Origin of the sequence: Oryzobacter faecalis (assembly GCF_046764005.1) — a bacterium.
GTDB lineage: Bacteria > Actinomycetota > Actinomycetes > Actinomycetales > Dermatophilaceae > Oryzobacter > Oryzobacter faecalis.
On sequence record NZ_JBKOFW010000001.1, the window covers coordinates 404822 to 425483 of the forward strand.

Genomic DNA, 20662 nt, shown 5'->3' on the forward strand with positions numbered 1-20662 from the left:
CGACGATGGCGCCGTCCCCGAGGGGACGGACTTCGACTCAGGCCGTCGGCCGCGGCACCAGCGCCGTCGCGCGCGTGTGTCCTCCCCCTCGCGGGGCGAGCCCTGCTGAGTGGACCCGGAGAGACCGGTGTGCCGTTATCCGTACGACCTGCCCTCCCGTGCCCACCCCGACAGTCTCCCGCCGGTGTCGACCCGTTCGGGCGTGACGCCCTTTCTAGTGCCGAATCACACTGCCCCGCAAGCGCATCGGGAAGAAAAGATGTGCTATCTCAGGACGCGGCGTGTCGTCCACAACCATCGTGCGGGACGCACCCCTCCGTGCACAGGGGTGTGGACGAAAGCCGTGGACAGACGAACCGCTAGGGTGGAGCCCATGACCTCCCGCTTCCTCGTCGCCGAGGCCGCACACTCCGAGCTGCCGATGCCCCCGTGGGTCTTCGGGGTCCTCGCGCTCGTCGCGTTCGCCTTCCTCCTCGGCGTCACCTGGTCCTTCCGTGGCACCGCGCAGAAGTACGTCCGCCCCAACACCTCGGGGGCGCGGCACGGGGAGTCCCACATCGGGCCCAACGAGGTCTCCACCGGCGACGCCGACCCGCACTGGCCCGAGCACCCGGGGCACCAGCACTGAACAAGGCACGCCGCCGGCTCGGGGTGATGGGCGGGACCTTCGACCCCGTCCACCACGGTCACCTCGTCGCGGCGTCCGAGGTCCAGGCCGCGCTCCACCTCGACGAGGTCGTCTTCGTCCCCACCGGCCAGCCGTGGCAGAAGGAGGGGCGTGACGTCGCCCCCGCCGAGCACCGGTACCTCATGACCGTCGTCGCGACCGCCTCGAACCCCCGGTTCACCGTCTCCCGCGTCGACATCGACCGGGAGGGGCCGACCTACACGATCGACACCCTGCGCGACCTGCACGCGCAGCACCCGGACGCCGAGCTGTTCTTCATCACCGGCGCCGACGCCCTCGCCCAGATCCTGTCGTGGAAGGACGCCGACGAGCTGTTCGAGCTCGCCCAGTTCATCGGGGTGACCCGCCCCGGCTACGAGCTGTCCGAGACCGGGCTGCCCGCCGACCGGGTCGACCTCATGGAGGTCCCGGCGATGGCGATCAGCTCGACCGACTGCCGTGACCGGGTCCGCGACGGCGAGCCCGTCTGGTACCTCGTGCCCGACGGCGTCGTCCAGTACATCAACAAGCACCGCCTCTACACGGCGTCTGGCGACGCCGACGCACCACCACCGCAAGGAGCAGCGTGACCGCCACCGACCGTTCTCTCGAGCTGGCTCGCGCCGCCGCCGGCGCCGCCGCCGACAAGCTCGCCACGACCATCAGCGGCATCGACGTCTCGGAACAGCTCGCGCTGACCGACGTCTTCGTCATCGTCTCGGCCGAGTCCGAGCGCCAGGTCGGCTCGATCGTCGACGAGGTCGAGGACGTCCTGCGCGCCCTCGGCTCGAAGCCGGTCCGGCGCGAGGGGCAGCGCGAGGGTCGCTGGGTCCTCATCGACTTCGTCGACATCGTCGTCCACGTCCAGCACGACGAGGAGCGGGCCTTCTACGAGCTCGAGCGGCTGTGGAAGGACTGCCCGGCGCTCGACCTCGGCGTCGTCGGCACCGAGCAGGGCGGTCGGTGAGCCCCGACCCCATGGCGTCGCCCGGGCCGCGCCGCGTCGTCGTCCTGCGTCACGGCGAGACCGACCACAACGCCGGTGGCGTCTGGCAGGGCCAGCTCGACTCGACGCTCTCCGAGCGCGGCGTGCGCCAGGCGGAGGCCGCGGGACCGGCGATCGCGGCCCTCAACCCGACCCACCTCGTCTCCAGCGACCTCACGCGAGCCCGCTCGACGGCGGAGGCGGTGTCACGGGTCATCGGGCTGCCCGTCGAGACCGACGCGCGGTTCCGCGAGATCCACGTCGGCGCCTGGCAGGGACTGCGGACCGAGGAGGTGCGGGCCGGCTGGGCGGAGGTCCTGGACGCGCTGGGGCGCGGGGAGGACGCCCGCCGGGGCGACGACGGCGAGACGCTCGCGGAGGTCACCGCCCGTTTCGGCGAGGCCCTCGAGGAGCACCTCGCCGACATCGGGCCGGGGGAGTGCCTCGTCGTCGCGACGCACGGTGCGGCGGGTCGGGCCGGGGTCGCGTGGCTCCTCGGGCTCGACCAGGACGTGGCCTGGCGGGTCCTCGCACCCTTGGGCAACTGCCACTGGGCCGAGCTCGTCGAGGGGCGCGAGGGCTGGCGTCTGCACACGTGGAACGCCTCGTCGGGGGCCGAGTCGGTGCCGGGGACCCCGCCTCCCTGAGCCGATTTGGTCGCCGGGCGAGTGGCTGCGTAAACTCGCGGTCGCCCCTTCGGGGGTGTCCCACCCGGGGCTGTAGCGCAGTTGGTAGCGCACCTCCATGGCATGGAGGGGGTCAGGGGTTCGAATCCCCTCAGCTCCACAAACGACAGAACGACCAGACACGCTTTTCGTCTGGTCGTTCTGTCGTTTGCGAAACGGAACGGCGGGGATTCGGCGGGTCCCGTGGTCACACGGGCGGAGGTCGTGAGGGACGAGCGACCGACGGTTCCCCTCAGCGACCCCACCAGATCGCCTCACACCCATGACGCCTCCCTGTCTTGACTCGTTCAAGTAACGGTGGCAGGGTCGCCGACATGACCCCGACGGCCGAGCTCGAGCAGCTGCTCCGCTCCGCCGGGCTGCGGGTCACCCAGCCGCGGCTCGCCGTCCTCGCCGCGGTGCACCAGACGCCGCACGCCGACACCGACACCGTCATCGGCACGGTCCGGCGCGCGCTGCCGGCGGTGAGCCACCAGGCGGTCTACGACTGCCTCGCGGCCTTCAACCGCGCGGGGATCGTCCGGCGCATCCAGCCGATGGGCTCGGTCGCCCGCTACGAGGCGCGCGTCGCCGACAACCACCACCACGTCGTGTGCCGGGCCTGTGGGGCCATCGCCGACGTCGACTGCGCCACGGGCGCGGCGCCCTGCCTCCACGCCTCGGACGACCACGGCTTCGCCATCGAGGAGGCCGAGGTTGTCTACTGGGGCCGCTGCCCCGACTGCCTCGCCGCCGCGACGACCACCTGACCCGCCCGGTCCCGCCCGGACCGGCACGACCACGACCCGCACCACCGAACAGGAGATGGACGACCGTGACCGACACCCATGACGGCGTGACCGCACAGGGCAGCGAGAGCGAGAACCCGGCGATCGACGCGCCGACCCCCAAGCCCCACCGGCCCCGCACCAACAAGGACTGGTGGCCCGACCAGCTCGACCTGTCGGTGCTCCACACGCACGGGTCGAAGGGCAACCCGCTCGACCCGGACTTCGACTACGCCGCGGCGGTCCAGACCCTCGACGTCGACGCCGTCAAGGCCGACATCGTCCAGGTCATGCGCACCTCGCAGGACTGGTGGCCGGCCGACTTCGGCCACTACGGCGGGCTCTTCATCCGGCTGAGCTGGCACGCGGCCGGCACGTACCGCATCGAGGACGGCCGCGGCGGCGCGGGCGACGGCCAGCAGCGCTTCGCCCCGCTGAACTCCTGGCCCGACAACGCCAACCTCGACAAGGCCCGGCGCCTGCTGTGGCCGGTCAAGCAGAAGTACGGCCAGAAGCTCTCCTGGGCCGACCTGCTCGTCCTCGCCGGGAACGTCGCCCTCGAGGACATGGGCTTCCCGACCTTCGGCTTCGCCTTCGGCCGCACCGACGTCTGGGAGCCGGAGGAGGTCTTCTGGGGTCCCGAGGACACCTGGCTCGGCGACGAGCGCTACAGCGGTGACCGCGAGCTCGGCGAGAGCCTCGGCGCGGTCCAGATGGGCCTGATCTACGTCAACCCCGAGGGGCCCAACGGCGAGCCCGACCCGCTCAAGGCGGCGCGCGACATCCGCGAGACGTTCAAGCGGATGGCGATGAACGACGAGGAGACCGTCGCCCTCATCGCGGGCGGCCACTCCTTCGGCAAGACCCACGGGGCCGGTGACCCCGACCTCGTCGGCCCCGAGCCGGAGGGTTGCCCGGTGCACGCGCAGGGCCTGGGCTGGAAGAGCCTGCACGGCTCCGGCAAGGGACGCGACGCCATCACCTCCGGCCTCGAGGTCACCTGGTCCCAGACCCCCACGCAGTGGAGCAACAAGTTCTTCGAGAACCTCTTCGGCTTCGAGTGGGAGCTCGTCAAGAGCCCGGCGGGGGCCCACCAGTGGCAGGCCAAGGACGGCGCCGGCGCGAACACCTTCCCCGACCCCGAGGACGGCTCGCTGACAAGGCCGCCGACCATGCTGACGACCGACCTCGCGCTGCGGGCCGACCCCGCCTACGAGGCGATCTCGCGCCGCTTCCTCGAGGACTTCGACGCGTTCACGGAGGCCTTCGGCAAGGCCTGGTACAAGCTGCTCCACCGCGACATGGGCCCGGTCGAGCGCTTCCTCGGCCCGTGGGTGCCCGAGGCCCAGCCCTGGCAGGACCCGGTGCCCGCGCGCGAGGGCGAGCTCGTGTCCGACGCCGACGTCGCGGACCTCAAGGAGGCGGTCCTCGCCAGCGGGGTGAGCCGCGAGGCGCTCATCCGCACCGCGTGGGCGTCCGCGGCCAGCTTCCGCGGCACCGACAAGCGCGGTGGCGCGAACGGCGCCCGCATCCGCCTCGAGCCGCAGCGCTCGTGGGAGTCCAACGACGCCGCCGAGATCGACGCCGTCGTCAGCGCCCTCGAGCAGGTCAAGCGCGACTTCGACGGCCGCGGCGGCGCCTCGGTGTCCCTCGCCGACCTCATCGTCCTCGGCGGCACTGCCGCGGTCGAGAGGGCGGCCCGAGACGCCGGCCACGACGTCACCGTGCCGTTCCACCCGGGCCGCACCGACGCCACGCAGGAGCAGACCGACGTCGAGTCGTTCCGCGTCCTCCAGCCGCGCGCCGACGGGTTCCGCAGCTACCTGCGCCCCGGCGAGAAGCTCTCGCCGGAGACGCTGTGGCTGGACCGCGCGAACCTGCTGACCCTCACCGCGCCCGAGGCGAGCGTCCTCGTGGGCGGCCTGCGCGTCCTCGGCGCCAACGTCGGCGACTCCCCGCTCGGCGTGTTCACCGAGCGCAAGGGGCAGCTGACGGGCGACTTCTTCCGGACCCTGCTCGCGCCCGGCACGGAGTGGAGCCCCTCGCAGTCCGACGAGAACGTCTACGACGGCAAGGACACCGCGACCGGCGAGACCCGCTGGACCGCCTCCGCCGTGGACCTCGTGTTCGGCTCGCACGCTCAGCTCCGCGCGATCGCCGAGGTGTACGCCAGCGACGACGCCGAGGAGAAGTTCGTCCGCGACTTCGTCGCGGCGTGGACCAAGGTCATGGAGCTCGACCGCTTCGACCTGCACCGCTGACAGCCGGTCCGACACCACCGCGGCCCGGGCCCCTCCAGGGGACCCGGGCCGCGGTCGTCGTGCGGCGCGTCAGGCGGGCCAGACGCCGCTCGTGCCGCGGCGGTGGGACCCGAGGAGGTGGGTGTCGACGATGCCGACCGCCTCCATGAGCGCGTACATCGTCGTGGGGCCGACGAAGGCGAACCCCTTCCGCTTCAGCGCCTTGGACAGCGCGACGGACTCGGCCGAGGTCGTGGGCACGTCGGCGTACGTGCGGGGGCGCGGGGTGTCGGCCGGGCGGAAGGACCAGACGAACCGGGCGAGGTCGCCGTCGGGGTCCTCGCGCAGGGCGAGCGTGGCCCCGGCGTTGCGGATGGTGGCGAGCACCTTCGCGCGGTTGCGGACGATGCCGGCGTCGGCCATGAGGCGCTCGACGTCGCGCTCGTCGTACCGCGCGACCGCCTCGGGGTCGAAGCCGTCGAACGCGGTGCGGAAGGCCGGGCGCTTGCGCAGGATCGTCGCCCAGGACAGCCCCGACTGGAACGCCTCGAGCGAGAGCCGCTCGAAGAGTCCCTGTTCGTCGCGGACCGGCATGCCCCACTCGGTGTCGTAGTAGTCGCGCAGCATCGGGTCGACCGAGGCCCACACCGGCCGGGCCAGGCCGTCCTCCCCGACGACGAGGCCGGGGTCGCCCACGCTGCCGGGGTCGCCCACGCTGCCGGGCTCGCCCACGCTGCCGGGCTCGCTCACGCCGCCACGCGGGTCGTCATCCGCGCCTCAGGGTGATGACGGGGACCTCCGGGCTGGCGAGCACCCGGATGGCAGGCCCCCACGCCCCGACGCCGCGAGAGGTGAGCACCGGGGTGCCGGCCACCGTGGCGAGGCCGTCGACGGTGGGCTGCTGGAGCGGGACGAGGTAGCGCAGCGGCCACATCTGGCCGCCGTGGGTGTGCCCGGAGAGCTGGAGGTCGACCCCCAGCCCCTCGAGCGCCAGGGCCTGTCGGGGCTGGTGCGCGACGAACATCGTGAAGCCGGCGGGGTCGACGCCCTCGAGGGCGGCGTCGACGTCGGGGGCCCACTCGCCGTCGCCCTCGAGGTCGTGGACCCCGGCAAGGGTCACGGTGGCCCCGTCACGCTCGAGCGGCACCGAGCGGTTCGTAAGCATCTGCAGCCCGAGGGCGTCGAAGGCGGCCATCCAGCCCTGCGTGTCCCGGTACATCTCGTGGTTGCCCGTCGTGGCGAACACGCCGAGTGGCGCCTCGAGGTCGGCCAGCGGGGCGATCTCGGGGGCGTAGCGGGCCGACTGGCCGTCGACGAGGTCGCCGGCGATGACGACGAGGTCGGGTCGCTGGGCGTTGACGAGCTCGACGGCTCGGCGGGTGAAGTCGGCGCTGCGCACCGCCCCGGCGTGGATGTCGGCGACGAGGGCGACCCGCAGACCGTCGAGCTCGGCGGGCAGCTCGGGTGAGGACATCTCGACGGTCGTGATGCGGGGGTTCGCGGCCTCCCACGCCCCGTACCCGGTGGCGGCGACCGCGACGGCGGTGACGAGGGGGGCGGCGACCCGGTTGAGCCGGCGTCGAGCGGCGGCGCCGTGGTCGTGGCGCCAGCGGACCAGCCAGATGAGAATGCTCGCCAGCCACACGGGGACCAGCCCGAGGAAGAGGTAGAGGCAGCTGGCCATGAAGGCCATGCCGACCCACACGAACGGGCGCATCTCGGCAGGGGTGAACGCCCCGCCCCAGGCGTCGAACGCGGCGAGGACGAGCGAGGCGAGCGCGGCGAGGAGCAGGGCGATCAGCCCGCGGACCCACCAGGGCCACCCCGGGGCGACCGCGAGCCGGTGCCAGAGGAAGACGAGGAACCCGACGAGGACCGCGATCGGGACGAGGACGAGCCAGCCGCTCATGCGGCTGCGTCGCGCAGGGCCTCCCGCACGTCGTCGGCGAGGGCCGCCGGCTCGGTGGTGGGGCCGTAGCGCCTGATGACCTGGCCGTCGCGCCCGACGAGGAACTTCGTGAAGTTCCACTTGATCGAGCTGCCGAGCAGGCCGCCCTTCTCGCTCTTCAGCCAGCTGAAGAGGGGGTGGGCGTCGTCGCCGTTGACGTCGACCTTGGCGAACATCGGGAAGGTCACGCCGTAGTTGACCTGGCAGAACTGGCCGATCTCGTCCTCGGTGCCGGGCTCCTGGGCGCCGAACTGGTTGCAGGGGAAGCCGAGGACGACGAGGCCGTCGTCCTTCAGCTCGCGGTGGAGCTCCTCGAGGCCGGCGTACTGGGGGGTGTAGCCGCAGTTGCTCGCCGTGTTGACGACGAGGACGACGTGGCCGGCGTACTCGGAGAGGGAGACCTCCTGGCCGGAGAGGGTGGTCGCGGAGAAGTCGGAGAGGGACGTCATGCGCTCATCGTCACACGCGGGCCGGACAACGCCCGCTCCGGGCGGCCGGGGGCGGGGCGAGGTTCGACAGGGCGCGTCCTAGCCTGAGGGGGTGACCGCCCCCGTGCCGCTCGACGTCGACGTCCTCGTCGTCGGTGCCGGCCTCTCCGGGGTCGACGCCGCCTGCCGCCTCGCGAAGCACTGCCCCGACACCGTGTGGGCCGTGCTCGAGGCGCGCGACGCCATCGGGGGGACCTGGGACCTGTTCCGCTACCCGGGGGTGCGCTCGGACTCCGACATGTACACCCTGGGCTTCCCGTTCCGCCCGTGGCGGGGCAACGGCTCGTTCGCGACCGCCGGCGAGATCAGGCGGTACGTGCGCGAGACGGCCGACGAGTTCGGTGTCACCGAGCGGCTCCACCTCGGGCAGCGCGTCGAACGCCTGGAGTGGTCGTCGCAGGACGCGCGCTGGACGGTGACCGCACGGACGTCATCCGGGGTCGTCGAGCACCGCGCCCGCCTCGTCTACCTCGCCACCGGCTACTACGACTACGACGCCGGGCACGTCGTGCCCTTCGCGGGCCTCGACGACTTCGCGGGTCCGGTCGTCCACCCGCAAGAGTGGCCCGAGGACCTCGACGTGAGGGGTGCCCGGGTGGTCGTCATCGGCAGCGGGGCGACCGCGGTGACCCTCGTGCCGGCCCTCGTGCGCGAGGGCGCGGCGCACGTGACGATGCTCCAGCGCTCGCCGAGCTACGTGGCGGCCCTGCCCGACCGCGACGTCGTGGCCGACGCGCTGCACCGCGTCCTCCCGGACCGGGCCGCCCACCACGCGGTGCGGGCGAAGAACGTCGCGCTGTCGGTCCTCGCGTACCAGGCGCTGCGGCGCTGGCCCCGGGCCGGGGCGCGTCTGCTGCGGAAGCGGGTGGCCGAGCGCCTGCCCGAGGGGTACGACGTGGGGACCCACTTCACGCCCCGGTACGACCCGTGGGACCAGCGACTCACGGTCGCCCCGGACGGTGACCTCCTCGACGATCTCGCGGCCGGGACGGCCTCGGTCGTCACCGACACGGTGGAGCGCTTCGAGCGGGAGGGTGTGCGGCTGGGGTCCGGCGAGCTGGTGCCGGCGGACGTCGTCGTCACCGCGACCGGGCTCGTGCTGCGGCTCGGCGGGGGAGCGGAGGCGGTCGTCGACGGGCGAGCGGTCGACATCGCGGCCGGGCACGTCTACAAGGGGCTGATGCTCTCGGACGTGCCGAACCTCGCGATGGCGGTCGGGTACTCGAACGCGAGCTGGACGCTGCGGGCCGACGTCTCGGCCCGGTGGTTCTGCGGGCTCGTGCGCTACCTCGACCGCAAGGGGCTCTCGGTGGCGACGCCGCGGTTCGACGAGGAGCGGGTCGGGACGTCGGACCGGCCACTGCTCGACCTCACGTCGGGGTATGTCCTGCGCGGGGCTCACCTGCTGCCCAGGCAGGGCCGCCGCCGGCCGTGGCGGGTCGTGCAGAGCTACCCGTACGACCTCGCCGTCATGCGGCTGGGCCGGTACGACGACGGGCACCTCGAGCTCAGGTGAGGTCGGCCAGCACGGCGACCAGTCGCAGCGCGCAGTCCTTGGCGTCCTCGCCCTCGTCGTCGGCCTCCTCGAGCCAGAGGTCCGCGAGCTCGCGGAGGTGCACGTCGAGGACCCGCGCCAGCTCGGCGCCTCGATCGGTGACGGAGAGCGCGCGAACGCGGGCGTCCCGGGCGGACTCCTCCTTGCGCAGCAGCCCTCGGTCCTCCAGCCTGCGGACGATCTGGGAGACCCGCTGCGGGCTGACGCGCAGGTACTCCGAGAGGTTCGCGCCGGCCGAGGGCTTCGAGCGGACCCGCCGCAGGACGTCGCACTCGACGGGGGACAGCGGCGGGCTGAGCGCGCGGCCCGCCCGGGCGACGTCGGCGTCGATGGCGGCGCTCGCCTGTCGCAGGAGGAGCGGGAGGTTGGTGCGGTCGTCGGCGTCCGGGCGCTCCCAGCGGCGGCTCAGGGCGACGTGGATGGCGTAGCGCTGGGCGAGGTGCTCGTGGAGGCGCTGCCAGGGGCTGCACCACTCGCGCTCGCTCGCGGGGATGCCGCGGCGCCGCATCCACGAGTCGGCTCGTTCTGCCATTGCCGGGTTCCCCCCTGGTCGAGCGTTCCCGCGGCGGGCGCGGGCCGTCTCCCGAGCATGACGGAGGGCGGCGGGCCGGCCGGCCGGTCATCCACAGGCACCCGCGGTCGACGGCGCGGCCGTTCGTCCGCCGGGGAGGGTGGCGGTGCCGTCGGCTCGTCCGCCGGGACCGGTGGCGGTGGGGCCGGTGGCCCGGCCGACGGGTCGGCCACACACACAGGTGCGGCGGGACTTCCGCAACCTGCTGGACGTTTTGATCCAGCGGGTTGACGACCTTGGGCCGGGCGTCGCCCAAGGTCCTCACCCTGCTGGACGTGTTGATCCAGCGGGTTGACGACCTTGGGCCGGGCGTCGCCGAAGGTCCTCACCCTGCTGGAGCAATTCGTCAAGGAGGTTGAAGGAGTCGGGGCAGGTGTGGTTCGTGGCCCCCAGCGGGCCGGGCGGTGGTCGCGTGACCTCGGCCACGGGCGCGGCCCGGACTCCCGGCGCCGGCGGCAGGATCGGCCGGATGAGCGCCGACCTCGCCCTGTCCGCGGCCGTCCTGGCGACCCTCACGATCGCCGTCACCGACTGGCTGGCCGTGGCTCGCGACGACCACCGCACCGAGCGCTGGGCGAAGCCCGCCGTGATGGTGGGGCTGCTCGCGGTCGCGCTCGCCCTCGGGGCGGCCGGCACGACGACCGGACGGCTCGTCCTCCTCGCCCTCGTCCTCGGCATGGTCGGCGACGTCCTCCTCCTCGAGGACACCCGGCCGCGCTTCCTCGGCGGCCTCGCGGCCTTCCTCGTGGGGCACCTCGCGTGGGTCGGGGCCTTCGTCGCCACGGGGCTCGACCGTCCGGCACTGGGCTGGGTCGGTGCGGCGGTGCTCGCCGCGGCCCTCGTCGTCGGGCGCCGCATCCTGCCCGCGGCCCTCGCGGAGGGCGGTCCGGCGCTGGCGGTCCCGGTGGCCGTGTACATGGCGGTCATCGGGGGGATGGCGGTGCTCGGGTGGGCGACCGGTCACCTCCTCGTGGGGCTGGGCGCCACGCTGTTCGTCGTCAGCGACACCGTGCTCGCCCTCGCGAAGTTCGTCCGGGAGGGGCGGGGGTCGCGGCCGCTCGTCATCGTGACCTACCACCTCGCGCAGGCGCTCCTCGTGGCCGGGCTCCTCGCCTGAGAGCTTCCGGCACGCGGCGGGAACATACCCCGCAGGGGTATGGTTGGGACCGCCATGGACCACGCGACGCACGACCACGACCACGCCGGCCACGCGACCAGCGCCGCCGCGCACGATGCGCACCACGACCACCGAGCGGCCTCCGGCTCCTGGTCACAGGCCGCCCGGGCCACCCTGCACTGCCTCACCGGCTGTGCCATCGGCGAGGTGCTCGGCCTCGTCATCGGCACCGCCCTCGGGTTCTCGACCGGCGCGACGATCGCCCTCGCCGTCGCCCTCGCCTTCTTCTTCGGGTACCTGCTGACCATCACCCCGATCCTGCGGGCCGGCATCCCGTTCCGCCGCGCCCTCGGTGTCACCCTCGCGGCCGACACGGTCTCCATCACGGTGATGGAGCTCGTCGACAACGGCGTCATGCTCGTCGTCCCGGGCGCCATGGGCGCCGGCCTCGCGTCCGGGCTGTTCTGGGGCGCGCTGGCGTTCGCGCTCGCCGTCGCCTTCGTCCTCACCGTGCCGGTCAACCGCTGGCTCATCGAGCGCGGCCGTGGCCACGCGGTGGTCCACGCGTTCCACTGACCCCGACGTGCCCGTCCGCGTGCCCGTCCGCGGCCCCGTCCCCGCCCCGTCCGGCGCCCGACCTCCCGGGCGCCGGGCGAGGCGGCTGCGCTACCCTGACGAGGTGACGAGCCTGCTCCTTCCGTAGCCGCGCCGGCCCCCCGGGCCGTCGCGGCAGCCCCTCCTGAGCGAGGGGCTTTTTCATGGGCGCAGACCGACGAGACGACGAGGACACGATGAGCGAGACCCCGCACCGGTACACCGCCGAGCTGGCCGGCGAGATCGAGGTGGCCTGGCAGGACCGCTGGGAGGAGCGCGGGACCTACCACGCGCCCAACCCCGCCGGCCCGTGGGCCGACCCCGAGGCCGTGGCCGCCCACTCCGGCGGGCACCTGCTCGTCCTCGACATGTTCCCGTACCCGAGCGGCGCCGGCCTGCACGTCGGCCACCCGCTGGGCTACATCGCGACCGACGTCTTCGCCCGCTACCACCGGATGCTCGGCAAGAACGTCCTGCACTGCCTGGGCTACGACGCCTTCGGCCTGCCCGCCGAGCAGTACGCCGTCCAGACCGGCCAGCACCCCCGCAAGACCACCGAGGACAACATCGTCATCATGGCGCGCCAGCTGCGCCGCCTGGGACTCGGCCACGACGACCGCCGCTCCATCCGGACGATCGACCCCGACTACTACCGCTGGACCCAGTGGATCTTCCTCCAGATCTTCAACAGCTGGTACGACACGGACGCCGTCCGCCCCGACGGCGGCACCGGCCGCGCCCGCCCCGTCACCGAGCTGGTCGACGAGTACCGCAGCGGCCGGCGCGCCCTGCCCAACGAGGACGGCCGCGGCTGGGACGACCTGTCCGACGCCGAGCGAGCCGCGATCATCGACGGGCAGCGCCTGGCCTACACGAGCGAGGCGCCGGTCAACTGGTGCCCGGGCCTGGGCACGGTGCTCTCCAACGAGGAGGTCACCAACGAGGGCCGCTCCGAGCGCGGCAACTTCCCGGTGTTCCGGCGCAACCTGCGCCAGTGGATGATGCGCATCACCGCCTACTCCGACCGCCTCGCCGACGACCTCGACCGGGTCGACTGGCCCGAGAAGGTCAAGCTGATGCAGCGCAACTGGATCGGCCGCAGCCACGGCGCCCGCGTGACGTTCCCGATCGCCGCGCAGGGCGTGCCGACCGGCGAGGAGGCCGTGGGCGTCCCCGCCGCGCCTGGCACCGGCATCGAGGTCTTCACGACCCGTCCCGACACCCTGTTCGGCGCGACCTTCATGGTCCTCGCGCCCGAGCACCCGCTCGTCGACGAGCTCGTCCCGGCCGACGGCTGGCCCGAGGGCACGAAGGACGCCTGGACCGGCAGCGCAGCCACCCCGGCCGAGGCCGTCGACGCCTACCGCCGCGCCGCCTCCCGCAAGAGCGACGTCGAGCGGCAGACCGAGGGCAAGGACAAGACGGGGGTCTTCACCGGCGGCTGGGCGGTCAACCCGGTGACCGGCACGACCATCCCGGTGTTCGTCGCCGACTACGTCCTCATGGGCTACGGCACCGGCGCGATCATGGCCGTCCCCGGCCAGGACGAGCGCGACTGGGACTTCGCCACCGCCTTCGACCTGCCGATCATCCGCACGGTCCAGCCGAGCGAGGGACACGACGAGACGACCGCCTTCACCGGCGACGGCCCCGCCGTCAACTCCGCCAACGCGCAGCTCAGCCTCGACGGGCTCGGGGTCACCGACGCCAAGGCGGCCATCACCGAGTGGCTCTCCGCCACGGGCATCGGCGACGCCACGGTCAGCTACAAGCTGCGCGACTGGCTGTTCTCCCGGCAGCGCTACTGGGGCGAGCCGTTCCCCGTGGTCTTCGACGAGGACGGCGTCGCGCACGCCGTGCCGGAGTCGATGCTGCCGGTCGAGCTGCCCGACGTGCCCGACTACAGCCCGAAGACCTACGACCCCGAGGACGCGCACAGCGAGCCCGAGCCGCCGCTGTCGCGGGTGGAGGAGTGGGTCGAGGTCGAGCTCGACCTCGGTGACGGCCGGGGCCGGCGCCGGTACCGCCGCGAGACGAACACGATGCCCAACTGGGCGGGGTCCTGCTGGTACTACCTGCGCTACCTCGACCCCGACAACGCCGACGCCCTCGTCGACCCCGAGAACGAGTCCTACTGGATGGGCCCGCGCCCCGAGCCCGTCGCCACCGCCGCCCCCGGTACCCGCGACCCCGGCGGCGTCGACCTCTACGTCGGCGGTGTCGAGCACGCCGTGCTCCACCTGCTCTACGCGCGGTTCTGGCACAAGGTCCTGCACGACCTGGGGCACCTGAGCTCCGACGAGCCGTTCCGCACCTACTTCAGCCAGGGCTACATCCAGGCCGCCGCCTACCGCGACGACCGCGGCCAGCCGGTCGAGGCCAGGGAGGTCGAGGAGGGCGCCGACGGCACCTTCACGTGGCAGGGGCAGCCGGTGACCCGCGAGTTCGGGAAGATCGGCAAGAGCCTGAAGAACATGGTCAGTCCCGACGAGATGTACGCGGCGTACGGGGCCGACACGTTCCGCCTCTACGAGATGGGCCTGGGCCCGCTGGAGCAGAGCAAGCCCTGGGACACCCGTGCCGTCGTCGGCAGCCAGCGCTTCCTGCAGCGGCTGTGGCGCAACGTCGTCGACGAGGAGACCGGTGCCGTCACGGTCGTCGACGAGCCGCTCGACGACGCGACCGCCGGCATCCTGCACCGCACCATCGACGCCGTCCGCACGGACTACGGCTCGCTCGGCTTCAACACGGCGATCGCCCGCCTCACCGAGCTCAACAACGCCCTCACCAAGCGCGAGGGCGGGGTGCCGCGCGAGGCCGCCGAGACGCTCGTCCTCATGGTCGCCCCGCTCGCGCCGCACATCGCGGAGGAGCTGTGGGCGCGGCTCGGGCACGAGGAGTCGCTCGTCCACGAGGCGTTCCCCGTGGCCGACCCGGCGCTGCTCGTCGAGGACACCGTGACGTGCGTCGTCCAGGTCCGGGGCAAGGTGCGCGACCGCCTCGAGGTGCCGTCCGACATCACCGAGGACGCGCTGCGCGAGCTGGCCCTCGCCAGCCCGAAGGTGCAGGCCGCGCTGGAGAACGGGGTGCGCACCGTCATCGTCCGCGCCCCGAAGCTCGTCAACGTCGTGCCCGCCTGACGGAACGGCTCGCCGTGGGGAGGCCGGCCCGGGTCATGACCCGGGCCGGCCTCCCCACGACGGTGGGGGACCGGCTCCCCGGCCGCGTCTCGGGTCGTGGACCCCGGATGGGGCCCGTGCGGCCCGCGCTCCTACACTCGTCGGCGTAGGTCATGAGTGCCAGTGACAAGCCCCGGCTCGCTGGCCAGCAACCCTCCTCCGCGGTGGGGTGCTCCGGGTGACGACCTGGTCGGCGACCCTTCGGCGCCGGCAAGCGCGGATCCCGGGAGCACCCGAGGTCCACCGAGACCGTCGGAGCACACCGTGTCGATCGCCAGCACCCCTCCCTCGTTCCACCGCCGCCCGTGGCTGCACGCCGTCCCGGACCGCCTGCCCGCCGTGGTCCGGGCCGACCTCGTCCCGACCCTCAGCGGTGACCACCTCGACCACGCCAACCTCGACCACGCCGCCTCCACGCCGGCGCTGCAGCGGGTCGCCCGCGCCGTCGAGACCGCCTCGGCCACCTACAGCAGCGTCCACCGCGGCACCGGCTGGCTCAGCCGGGTGACGAGCGCGCACTACGAGGCCGCCCGCGAGGAGGTCGCCCGCTTCGTCGGCGCCCGCGAGGACGACCTCGTCGTCTTCACCCGCAACACCACCGACTCGCTCAACCTCCTCGCCCGGGCCCTCCCGCGCGACACCGACGTCGTCGTCTTCTCCTCCGAGCACCACGCGACGCTCCTGCCGTGGCGCGCCCGTGACACCCACCGCCTCCCGGTCCCGGCCACCCCCGCCGACGCCGAGGCCCTGCTCGAGGACGCGCTGCGCCACCTGCCGCGCGGCACCGCCCGCCGCCCGCGCCAGGCGCTCGTCGTTCTCACGGCGGCCTCGAACGTGACCGGCGAGCTCTGGCCGGTCGAGCGCCTCACCACCGTCGCGAAGCGGCACGGGGCGCGCGTCGTCCTCGACGCCGCGCAGTCCGCCGCGCACCGCGTCATCGACCTCGGCGCCCTCGGCGTCGACTGGGTCGCGTTCTCCGGGCACAAGGTGCACGCCCCCTACGGCACCGGCGTCCTCGCCGGCCGCCGGGACTGGCTGGACGCCGCCAGGCCCTACCTCGCCGGCGGGGGCGCCACGGCCGCCGTCAGCGAGCGGGGCACCCGGTGGACGACCGGAGCCGCGCGCCACGAGGCGGGCAGCCCCAACGTCCTCGGAGCCGTCGCCCTCGCGGCCGCCTGCGCCACGATCCGCGAGCACCGCGCCGTCATCGCCGACCACGAGGAGCGGCTCACCGAGGCCCTCCTGACCGGCCTGCGCGCGGTCGACGGCGTCACGACCTACAGCCTGTTCGGCGAGGACCACGAGCGTGGCCCCGTCGTCACCTTCACCGTCGAGGGGCTCGACAGCCACCTCGTCGCGGCGGCCCTGTCGGCCGAGCACGGCATCGGCGTGCGCGCCGGCAAGTTCTGCGCGCACCTGCTCGTCGACGCCCTCCTCGAGGAGGACGACGCCGACCTCCCGCACGCCACCGCGGTCCGCGCGAGCGCCGGGCTCGCGACGACCGAGGAGCACGTCGAGCGGCTGGTCCGGGCGGTCGCACAGCTCGCGGCGGAGGGCCCGGGCGCGGAGTACGTCGAGGTCGAGGGCGAGGGCTGGGTCCCCGTCGACGACCCGCGCGAGCTGGACCCCGCCCTCCCCTGGTAGGGCCGCGCGCCCGCGTCGAGACCCTTCCGGCCGGTATCACGCGCCCGGTCCCGGGACTCCTTGGTGCCACGTGGGTGGTGCAGGGCCACCCCGGGGATCCGGACGCAGGGCCGGAGGAAGAGGCGACTCATGGCGCACTCAGGGATCACGCGGGCGAGGACGGCGGCTCTGGCCGGCGTCGCGGCCGCTGCGGTGACGGTGGCCGGCGCGGCACCCGTGCTCGCCGCGACGCTCAACACGCACCACATCGAGGGCAAGCAGTTCGTCAACGCGAGCTGCGCTCGCAACGAGTACCGCATCGACGCGAACATCACCGGCACGACGAACGACGTGGGTGGCTTCGACCGCGTCGCGTTCCGTGTCTGGGACGACGGGACGATGAAGGACGAGCGCATCGCCGAGGTGGCCGTCGGCACGACGAAGGACGTCACCGCGTTCCTCACCTTCACCGGCACGTTCGGGACCGGCGCCGCCGGCGTCGGCATCGACATCGTCGACATCGACGGCGCGGGCAACGACATCACCTCGTTGTCCTACACCGACCCGTTCACCCCGCCGGACGTCGCCGGGCCGTGCGAGATCGGCGTCGAGCGCATCGGCGGTGTCGACCGCTTCGACACCGCGGCCCTGCTCTCGCAGCGCTTCATCTCCGCGACGACGGTCCTCGTGGCGACCTCGGACGTCTTCGCCGACGCCCTCGCGGCCACCCCGCTCGCCGACCAGGTCGCCGGGCCGATGCTCCTCACGAAGCCGACCGTCCTCCCCGCCAAGACCAAGGGCGAGCTGACCCGCCTCGCCCCGACGGCGATCATCATCGTCGGCGGCACCGGTGCGGTCTCCTCGGGAGTCCAGGCGCAGATCCAGGCCCTCGTCCCGGGTGCGACCATCGAGCGCATCGCCGGCTCCGACCGGTACCAGACGTCGGCGAAGATCGCGGCGAAGATCACCCAGGACAGCTCGAAGCAGGTCATGCTCGCGACCGGCAAGAGCTTCGCGGACGGCCTCGTCCTCGGCGCCTACGCGGCCCGGGAGAACGCGCCGCTCGTCCTGACGGACGGCACCAGGCTCGCTCCCTCGGTCAAGACCTTCCTCGAGGGCGCCGCGGCCGACGACCTGTACGTGGCCGGTGGCACCGGTGCCGTCTCCACCGCCGTGGCCACCGAGGCCGCTGCGCTGACCGGGGCCGACCTCACCCGGTTCTCCGGCACCGACCGGTACGACACCTCGGCCAAGGTCCTCGCCAAGTTCCCCGCGCAGGGCGGCGCCTTCATCGCGACCGGCCAGGAGTTCCCGGACGCCCTCGCCGCCGTCCCCGTCGCGGGCCGCACGGACTACGGCGTCGCGCTCAGCAGGCCCGGCTCGGTCCCGGCGGTCGTCATGACGCAGATCCAGCGCCTCGTCGACGGCTCGCTCGACCCGCAGCTGACCATCGTCGGCGGCACCGGTGCCGTCTCCGACGCCGTCAAGGCCCAGCTCCAGACGACGATCACCGCCCGGCAGATGCCGGCGGAGAGGTCCGCACCGGAGGTGGCCCCGGGGAAGAACATCCCCCTGAGGTGACCCGCACGCCGTGATGCCGCGGACGGTCCCACGGGACCGCCGCGGCATCACCGCGTCCGCAGGGGTGGTCCCGCCGGGTCGGAGGGTGCAGGCTGGGGGCCTGAGGCCGTCCGCCTCCCGGGCGGCCGCGACGAGGAGGTCCGGATGACCGCGCTCGACACCACCCAGCTGCTGTCCGCGCTCGAGCCCGTCGTCGAGGAGAACCTCGACCGGCACCTCAAGGCCGCGCAGGAGTGGATGCCGCACGAGTACGTCCCGTGGTCCCTCGGCCGTGACTTCAAGGACCTCGGCGGCGAGCCGTGGTCGGTCGAGCAGAGCCAGCTGTCACCGATCGCGCGCACGGCGCTGGAGGTGAACCTCCTCACTGAGGACAACCTCCCGAGCTACCACCGCGAGATCGACCGAGCCTTCGGCAAGGAGAGCGCCTGGGGGGAGTGGGTCAACCGGTGGACCGCCGAGGAGGGGCGGCACGCCTTCTGCATCCGCGACTACCTGCTCGTGACGCGCGGGGTGGACCCCGACGAGCTCGAGCGCGCCCGGATGGACACGATGACGACCGGCTACGACTCCGGCGACAAGTCGCTGCTCAGCGTCTGCGCCTACGTGACCTTCCAGGAGCTCGCGACCCGGGTGTCGCACCGGAACACCGGCAAGTACGCCGACGAGCCGATCGCGGAGAAGCTCCTCACGCGCGTCGCCAAGGACGAGAACCTCCACATGATCTTCTACCGGAACCTCATCGAGGCGGCCCTCGAGCTGTCCCCGGACCAGACGATGCGGGCCATCACCGACGAGGTGAAGTCGTTCCAGATGCCCGGGTCGATCATCCCGGGGTTCGCGCGCAAGTCCGTGCAGATCGCGCTGGCGGGGATCTACGACCTGCGCATCCACCACGACGACATCGTCGCGCCCATCCTGCGCCAGTGGGGGATCTGGGAGCTCGAGGGGCTCGGCACCGAGGGCGAGACGGCGCGCGACGAGCTCGCGGCGGCCGTCAAGGCGCTCGACGCCGAGGCCGCCCGCTTCGTCGAGAAGCGCGAGGAGCGGGCGGCCAAGCTCGCCGCGCGCCAGAACGCGTGAGGGCGAGCCACTAGCCTGCTCGCGTGAGCACCGCCCTCGTCACCGACTCCACGTCCTACCTGCCCGCCGACCTCGTGGCCGGCCTCGGCGTCGGTGTCGTGCCGCTCCACGTCGTCATCGGCGGCACCGAGCACTCCGAGGGCGTCGACATCGACGCGGCCGCCGTCGCCTCGGCGCTGCGCTCGTTCGTCCCGGTGTCGACCTCGCGGCCGGCGCCCGCCGCCTTCCTCGAGCGGTACGAGGCCGCGGCGGCCGCCGGGGCGACCTCCGTGGTGTCGGTCCACATCTCCGGCGAGATGTCGAGCACGATCGGCGGCGCCGAGCTGGCGGCGGCGTCCTCCCCGGTGCCCGTGACCGTCGTCGACTCGCGCTCGCTCGGGATGGCGATGGGCCACGCCGTGCTCGCCGGGGCGCGGCTCGCGGCGGCGGGCGGCTCGGCCGAGGACGTGGCGGCCGTCGTGCGGCGCACCTGCGAGGCCGCGACCGTCGTGTTCTACGTCGACACCCTCGAGTACCTGCGCCGCGGCGGGCGGATCGGGAAGGCCGGCGCCCTCCTCGGCTCGGCCCTCGCCATCAAGCCGATCCTCGGGCTGCGCGACGGGCACATCGTGCCGCTGGAGCGGGTCCGCACGTCGACCCGGGCCATCGCGCGCATCGAGGAGATGGCGGTCGAGGCCGCCTCCTCGCCCCCCGAGGGGGCGTGCGGGGTCGACGTCGCCGTGCACCACCTCGACTCGCGCGAGCGGGCCGACAGGCTCGCGGAGCGGCTCGGGGCGCGGCTCGGGGGCCGGGTGGACGTGTCGGTCGTCGAGCTGGGCGCCGTCGTCGGGGCGCACGTCGGACCCGGGACGCTGGCGGTCGCGGTGGTGCCGCGGTTCGTGCCGGTGGACGCGGCCGCGGCTGCGGACGCGCCGGGGGCGGCGCACTGACCGATGTCGTGGGCCCTCGCCGTGCAGGTCGCGCTCGTCGCGGTCGTGAGCTTCCTCGTGGGGTCGGTCAACCCGGCCACCCTGCTGGCCCGCACCCTCGGCCGTGACCTGCGGGCATCCGGCTCGGGCAACCCCGGGGCGACGAACGCCGGACGGGTGCTCGGGGCGAGGTGGGGCGTCCTCGTGCTGGTCCTCGACGTCGCGAAGGCGTGGCTGCCGACGTGGCTGGTCCTGCGGTCGATGGGGACGGTGCCGGCGCTCGTCGCCGGGCTGGGGGTCGTCCTCGGGCACGTGTACAGCCCGTTTCTGCGCGGGCGCGGGGGGAAGGGCGTGGCGTGCGCGTTCGGGGCCGTGCTCGCCGTCGAGCCGTTCGTCGCGCTGGGGGCCGTCGTCGTCTTCGCCGTGACGAAGGCGTTCGTGCCGTTCGTGGGGGAGGCGTCGGTCGTCGCGGTCCTGGGGATCGGCGTCGTCGGGGTTCTCGGGGCGGTCGGGCTGGTGCCGGGTGTCGGGGTCGTCGTGGGGGTGTGGCTCGTGCTGCTGTCGGCGATCGTCCTGCGGCGGCACCGGCGCAACATCCTCGCCTGGTGGGACCGGCTGCGCGGGCACCGCTGACGAGGTTCGGGCGGTCGGGCAGTCGGGCGGTCGGGCGGTC

19 protein-coding genes, 1 tRNA gene and 1 riboswitch are annotated in these 20662 nt (G+C 73.5%); of the genes, 16 read left to right on the plus strand and 4 right to left on the minus strand.

The genetic code is table 11. From position 1 onward, the window contains the following. Positions 1-373: 373 nt before the first annotated feature. The 7 genes from ACK8HX_RS01890 to katG all read left to right on the plus strand — a co-directional run bounded on the left by ACK8HX_RS01890 (position 374) and on the right by katG (position 5366). The gene (locus ACK8HX_RS01890) at positions 374-628 is read left to right on the plus strand and encodes a hypothetical protein (protein ID WP_411939347.1); all 255 of its coding nucleotides are present in this window, start codon (positions 374-376) and stop codon (positions 626-628) included. Beyond that, positions 625-1257: a nicotinate-nucleotide adenylyltransferase gene (gene nadD / locus ACK8HX_RS01895; RefSeq protein WP_411939337.1), complete on the plus strand. Its 633-nt coding sequence runs from the start codon at positions 625-627 to the stop codon at positions 1255-1257. The genes ACK8HX_RS01890 and nadD overlap by 4 nt, the downstream gene beginning before the upstream one ends. Further along, the gene (rsfS, locus tag ACK8HX_RS01900; protein ID WP_411938946.1) at positions 1254-1634 is read left to right on the plus strand and encodes a ribosome silencing factor; all 381 of its coding nucleotides are present in this window, start codon (positions 1254-1256) and stop codon (positions 1632-1634) included. The genes nadD and rsfS overlap by 4 nt, the downstream gene beginning before the upstream one ends. Continuing rightward, positions 1631-2299, plus strand: coding sequence for a histidine phosphatase family protein (locus ACK8HX_RS01905; protein ID WP_411938947.1), 669 nt, complete (start codon positions 1631-1633; stop codon positions 2297-2299). Before rsfS ends, ACK8HX_RS01905 begins: the two co-directional genes overlap by 4 nt. A gap of 66 nt (positions 2300-2365) precedes the next feature. Next, positions 2366-2438 (plus strand) — tRNA-Ala (locus tag ACK8HX_RS01910). A gap of 214 nt (positions 2439-2652) precedes the next feature. Beyond that, the gene (locus ACK8HX_RS01915) at positions 2653-3087 is read left to right on the plus strand and encodes a Fur family transcriptional regulator (protein ID WP_411938948.1); all 435 of its coding nucleotides are present in this window, start codon (positions 2653-2655) and stop codon (positions 3085-3087) included. 65 nt (positions 3088-3152) lie between these two features. Beyond that, positions 3153-5366: a catalase/peroxidase HPI gene (gene katG / locus ACK8HX_RS01920; RefSeq protein ID WP_411938949.1), complete on the plus strand. Its 2214-nt coding sequence runs from the start codon at positions 3153-3155 to the stop codon at positions 5364-5366. A 69-nt stretch (positions 5367-5435) separates the two neighbouring features. Here the strand turns inward: katG and ACK8HX_RS01925 are convergent, their stop codons facing one another. The 3 genes from ACK8HX_RS01925 to ACK8HX_RS01935 are packed head-to-tail and all read right to left on the minus strand — an operon-like array spanning position 5436 to position 7742. Then, positions 5436-6059 carry a DNA-3-methyladenine glycosylase I gene (locus ACK8HX_RS01925; protein ID WP_411939338.1) on the minus strand — a complete coding sequence of 208 codons (624 nt, stop codon included), beginning with the start codon at positions 6057-6059 and terminating at the stop codon, positions 5436-5438. 52 nt (positions 6060-6111) lie between these two features. Next, positions 6112-7254, minus strand: a complete 1143-nt coding sequence (locus ACK8HX_RS01930; protein ID WP_411938950.1) for a metallophosphoesterase — start codon at positions 7252-7254, stop codon at positions 6112-6114. Then, a complete protein-coding gene (locus ACK8HX_RS01935; RefSeq protein WP_411938951.1) occupies positions 7251-7742 on the minus strand; it encodes a glutathione peroxidase in 492 nt (163 codons plus the stop codon). The genes ACK8HX_RS01930 and ACK8HX_RS01935 overlap by 4 nt, the downstream gene beginning before the upstream one ends. Before the next feature lie 91 nt (positions 7743-7833). On the opposite strand from ACK8HX_RS01935, the gene ACK8HX_RS01940 reads away from it, so the two are divergent. Beyond that, positions 7834-9297 carry a flavin-containing monooxygenase gene (locus ACK8HX_RS01940; RefSeq protein WP_411938952.1) on the plus strand — a complete coding sequence of 488 codons (1464 nt, stop codon included), beginning with the start codon at positions 7834-7836 and terminating at the stop codon, positions 9295-9297. Here the strand turns inward: ACK8HX_RS01940 and ACK8HX_RS01945 are convergent. Further along, positions 9290-9868, minus strand: coding sequence for a MarR family winged helix-turn-helix transcriptional regulator (locus ACK8HX_RS01945; protein ID WP_411938953.1), 579 nt, complete (start codon positions 9866-9868; stop codon positions 9290-9292). The genes ACK8HX_RS01940 and ACK8HX_RS01945 overlap by 8 nt on opposite strands. Before the next feature lie 508 nt (positions 9869-10376). Between ACK8HX_RS01945 and ACK8HX_RS01950 the strand changes: the two genes are divergently transcribed. The 8 genes from ACK8HX_RS01950 to ACK8HX_RS01985 all read left to right on the plus strand — a co-directional run bounded on the left by ACK8HX_RS01950 (position 10377) and on the right by ACK8HX_RS01985 (position 20622). Further along, positions 10377-11024 (plus strand): lysoplasmalogenase, encoded by a 648-nt coding sequence (locus tag ACK8HX_RS01950; protein WP_411938954.1) that lies wholly within the window; start codon positions 10377-10379, stop codon positions 11022-11024. Positions 11025-11078: 54 nt separating this feature from the next. Further along, complete coding sequence (locus tag ACK8HX_RS01955) at positions 11079-11600, plus strand: DUF4396 domain-containing protein (protein ID WP_411938955.1); 522 nt, start codon at positions 11079-11081, stop codon at positions 11598-11600. 215 nt (positions 11601-11815) lie between these two features. Further along, a complete protein-coding gene (gene leuS / locus ACK8HX_RS01960) occupies positions 11816-14758 on the plus strand; it encodes a leucine--tRNA ligase (RefSeq protein ID WP_411938956.1) in 2943 nt (980 codons plus the stop codon). Positions 14759-14906: 148 nt separating this feature from the next. Continuing rightward, positions 14907-15020: riboswitch (SAM riboswitch) on the plus strand. A gap of 41 nt (positions 15021-15061) precedes the next feature. After that, entirely contained in the window at positions 15062-16441 is a 1380-nt protein-coding gene (locus tag ACK8HX_RS01965) for an aminotransferase class V-fold PLP-dependent enzyme (protein WP_411938957.1), read from the plus strand. Between the two features lie 129 nt (positions 16442-16570). After that, positions 16571-18001 carry a cell wall-binding repeat-containing protein gene (locus ACK8HX_RS01970; RefSeq protein ID WP_411938958.1) on the plus strand — a complete coding sequence of 477 codons (1431 nt, stop codon included), beginning with the start codon at positions 16571-16573 and terminating at the stop codon, positions 17999-18001. 144 nt (positions 18002-18145) lie between these two features. Continuing rightward, on the plus strand, positions 18146-19081 hold the full coding sequence (locus ACK8HX_RS01975; RefSeq protein ID WP_411938959.1) for an acyl-ACP desaturase: 936 nt from the start codon (positions 18146-18148) through the stop codon (positions 19079-19081). A gap of 23 nt (positions 19082-19104) precedes the next feature. Further along, positions 19105-20010: a DegV family protein gene (locus tag ACK8HX_RS01980; RefSeq protein WP_411938960.1), complete on the plus strand. Its 906-nt coding sequence runs from the start codon at positions 19105-19107 to the stop codon at positions 20008-20010. A 3-nt stretch (positions 20011-20013) separates the two neighbouring features. Next, the gene (locus ACK8HX_RS01985) at positions 20014-20622 is read left to right on the plus strand and encodes a glycerol-3-phosphate acyltransferase (RefSeq protein WP_411938961.1); all 609 of its coding nucleotides are present in this window, start codon (positions 20014-20016) and stop codon (positions 20620-20622) included. Positions 20623-20662: the final 40 nt, after the last annotated feature.

Bases quoted from the DNA above. Each gene is read 5' to 3' on its own strand.
- ACK8HX_RS01985 (WP_411938961.1), top strand. From the start codon at position 20,014: ATGTCGTGGGCCCTCGCCGTGCAGGTCGCGCTCGTCGCGGTCGTGAGC.
- ACK8HX_RS01955 (WP_411938955.1), top strand. From the start codon at position 11,079: ATGGACCACGCGACGCACGACCACGACCACGCCGGCCACGCGACCAGC.
- ACK8HX_RS01975 (WP_411938959.1), top strand. From the start codon at position 18,146: ATGACCGCGCTCGACACCACCCAGCTGCTGTCCGCGCTCGAGCCCGTC.
- ACK8HX_RS01930 (WP_411938950.1), bottom strand. From the start codon at position 7,254: ATGAGCGGCTGGCTCGTCCTCGTCCCGATCGCGGTCCTCGTCGGGTTC.
- ACK8HX_RS01950 (WP_411938954.1), top strand. From the start codon at position 10,377: ATGAGCGCCGACCTCGCCCTGTCCGCGGCCGTCCTGGCGACCCTCACG.
- ACK8HX_RS01890 (WP_411939347.1), top strand. From the start codon at position 374: ATGACCTCCCGCTTCCTCGTCGCCGAGGCCGCACACTCCGAGCTGCCG.
- ACK8HX_RS01935 (WP_411938951.1), bottom strand. From the start codon at position 7,742: ATGACGTCCCTCTCCGACTTCTCCGCGACCACCCTCTCCGGCCAGGAG.
- leuS (WP_411938956.1), top strand. From the start codon at position 11,816: ATGAGCGAGACCCCGCACCGGTACACCGCCGAGCTGGCCGGCGAGATC.
- ACK8HX_RS01945 (WP_411938953.1), bottom strand. From the start codon at position 9,868: ATGGCAGAACGAGCCGACTCGTGGATGCGGCGCCGCGGCATCCCCGCG.
- ACK8HX_RS01970 (WP_411938958.1), top strand. From the start codon at position 16,571: ATGGCGCACTCAGGGATCACGCGGGCGAGGACGGCGGCTCTGGCCGGC.
- ACK8HX_RS01915 (WP_411938948.1), top strand. From the start codon at position 2,653: ATGACCCCGACGGCCGAGCTCGAGCAGCTGCTCCGCTCCGCCGGGCTG.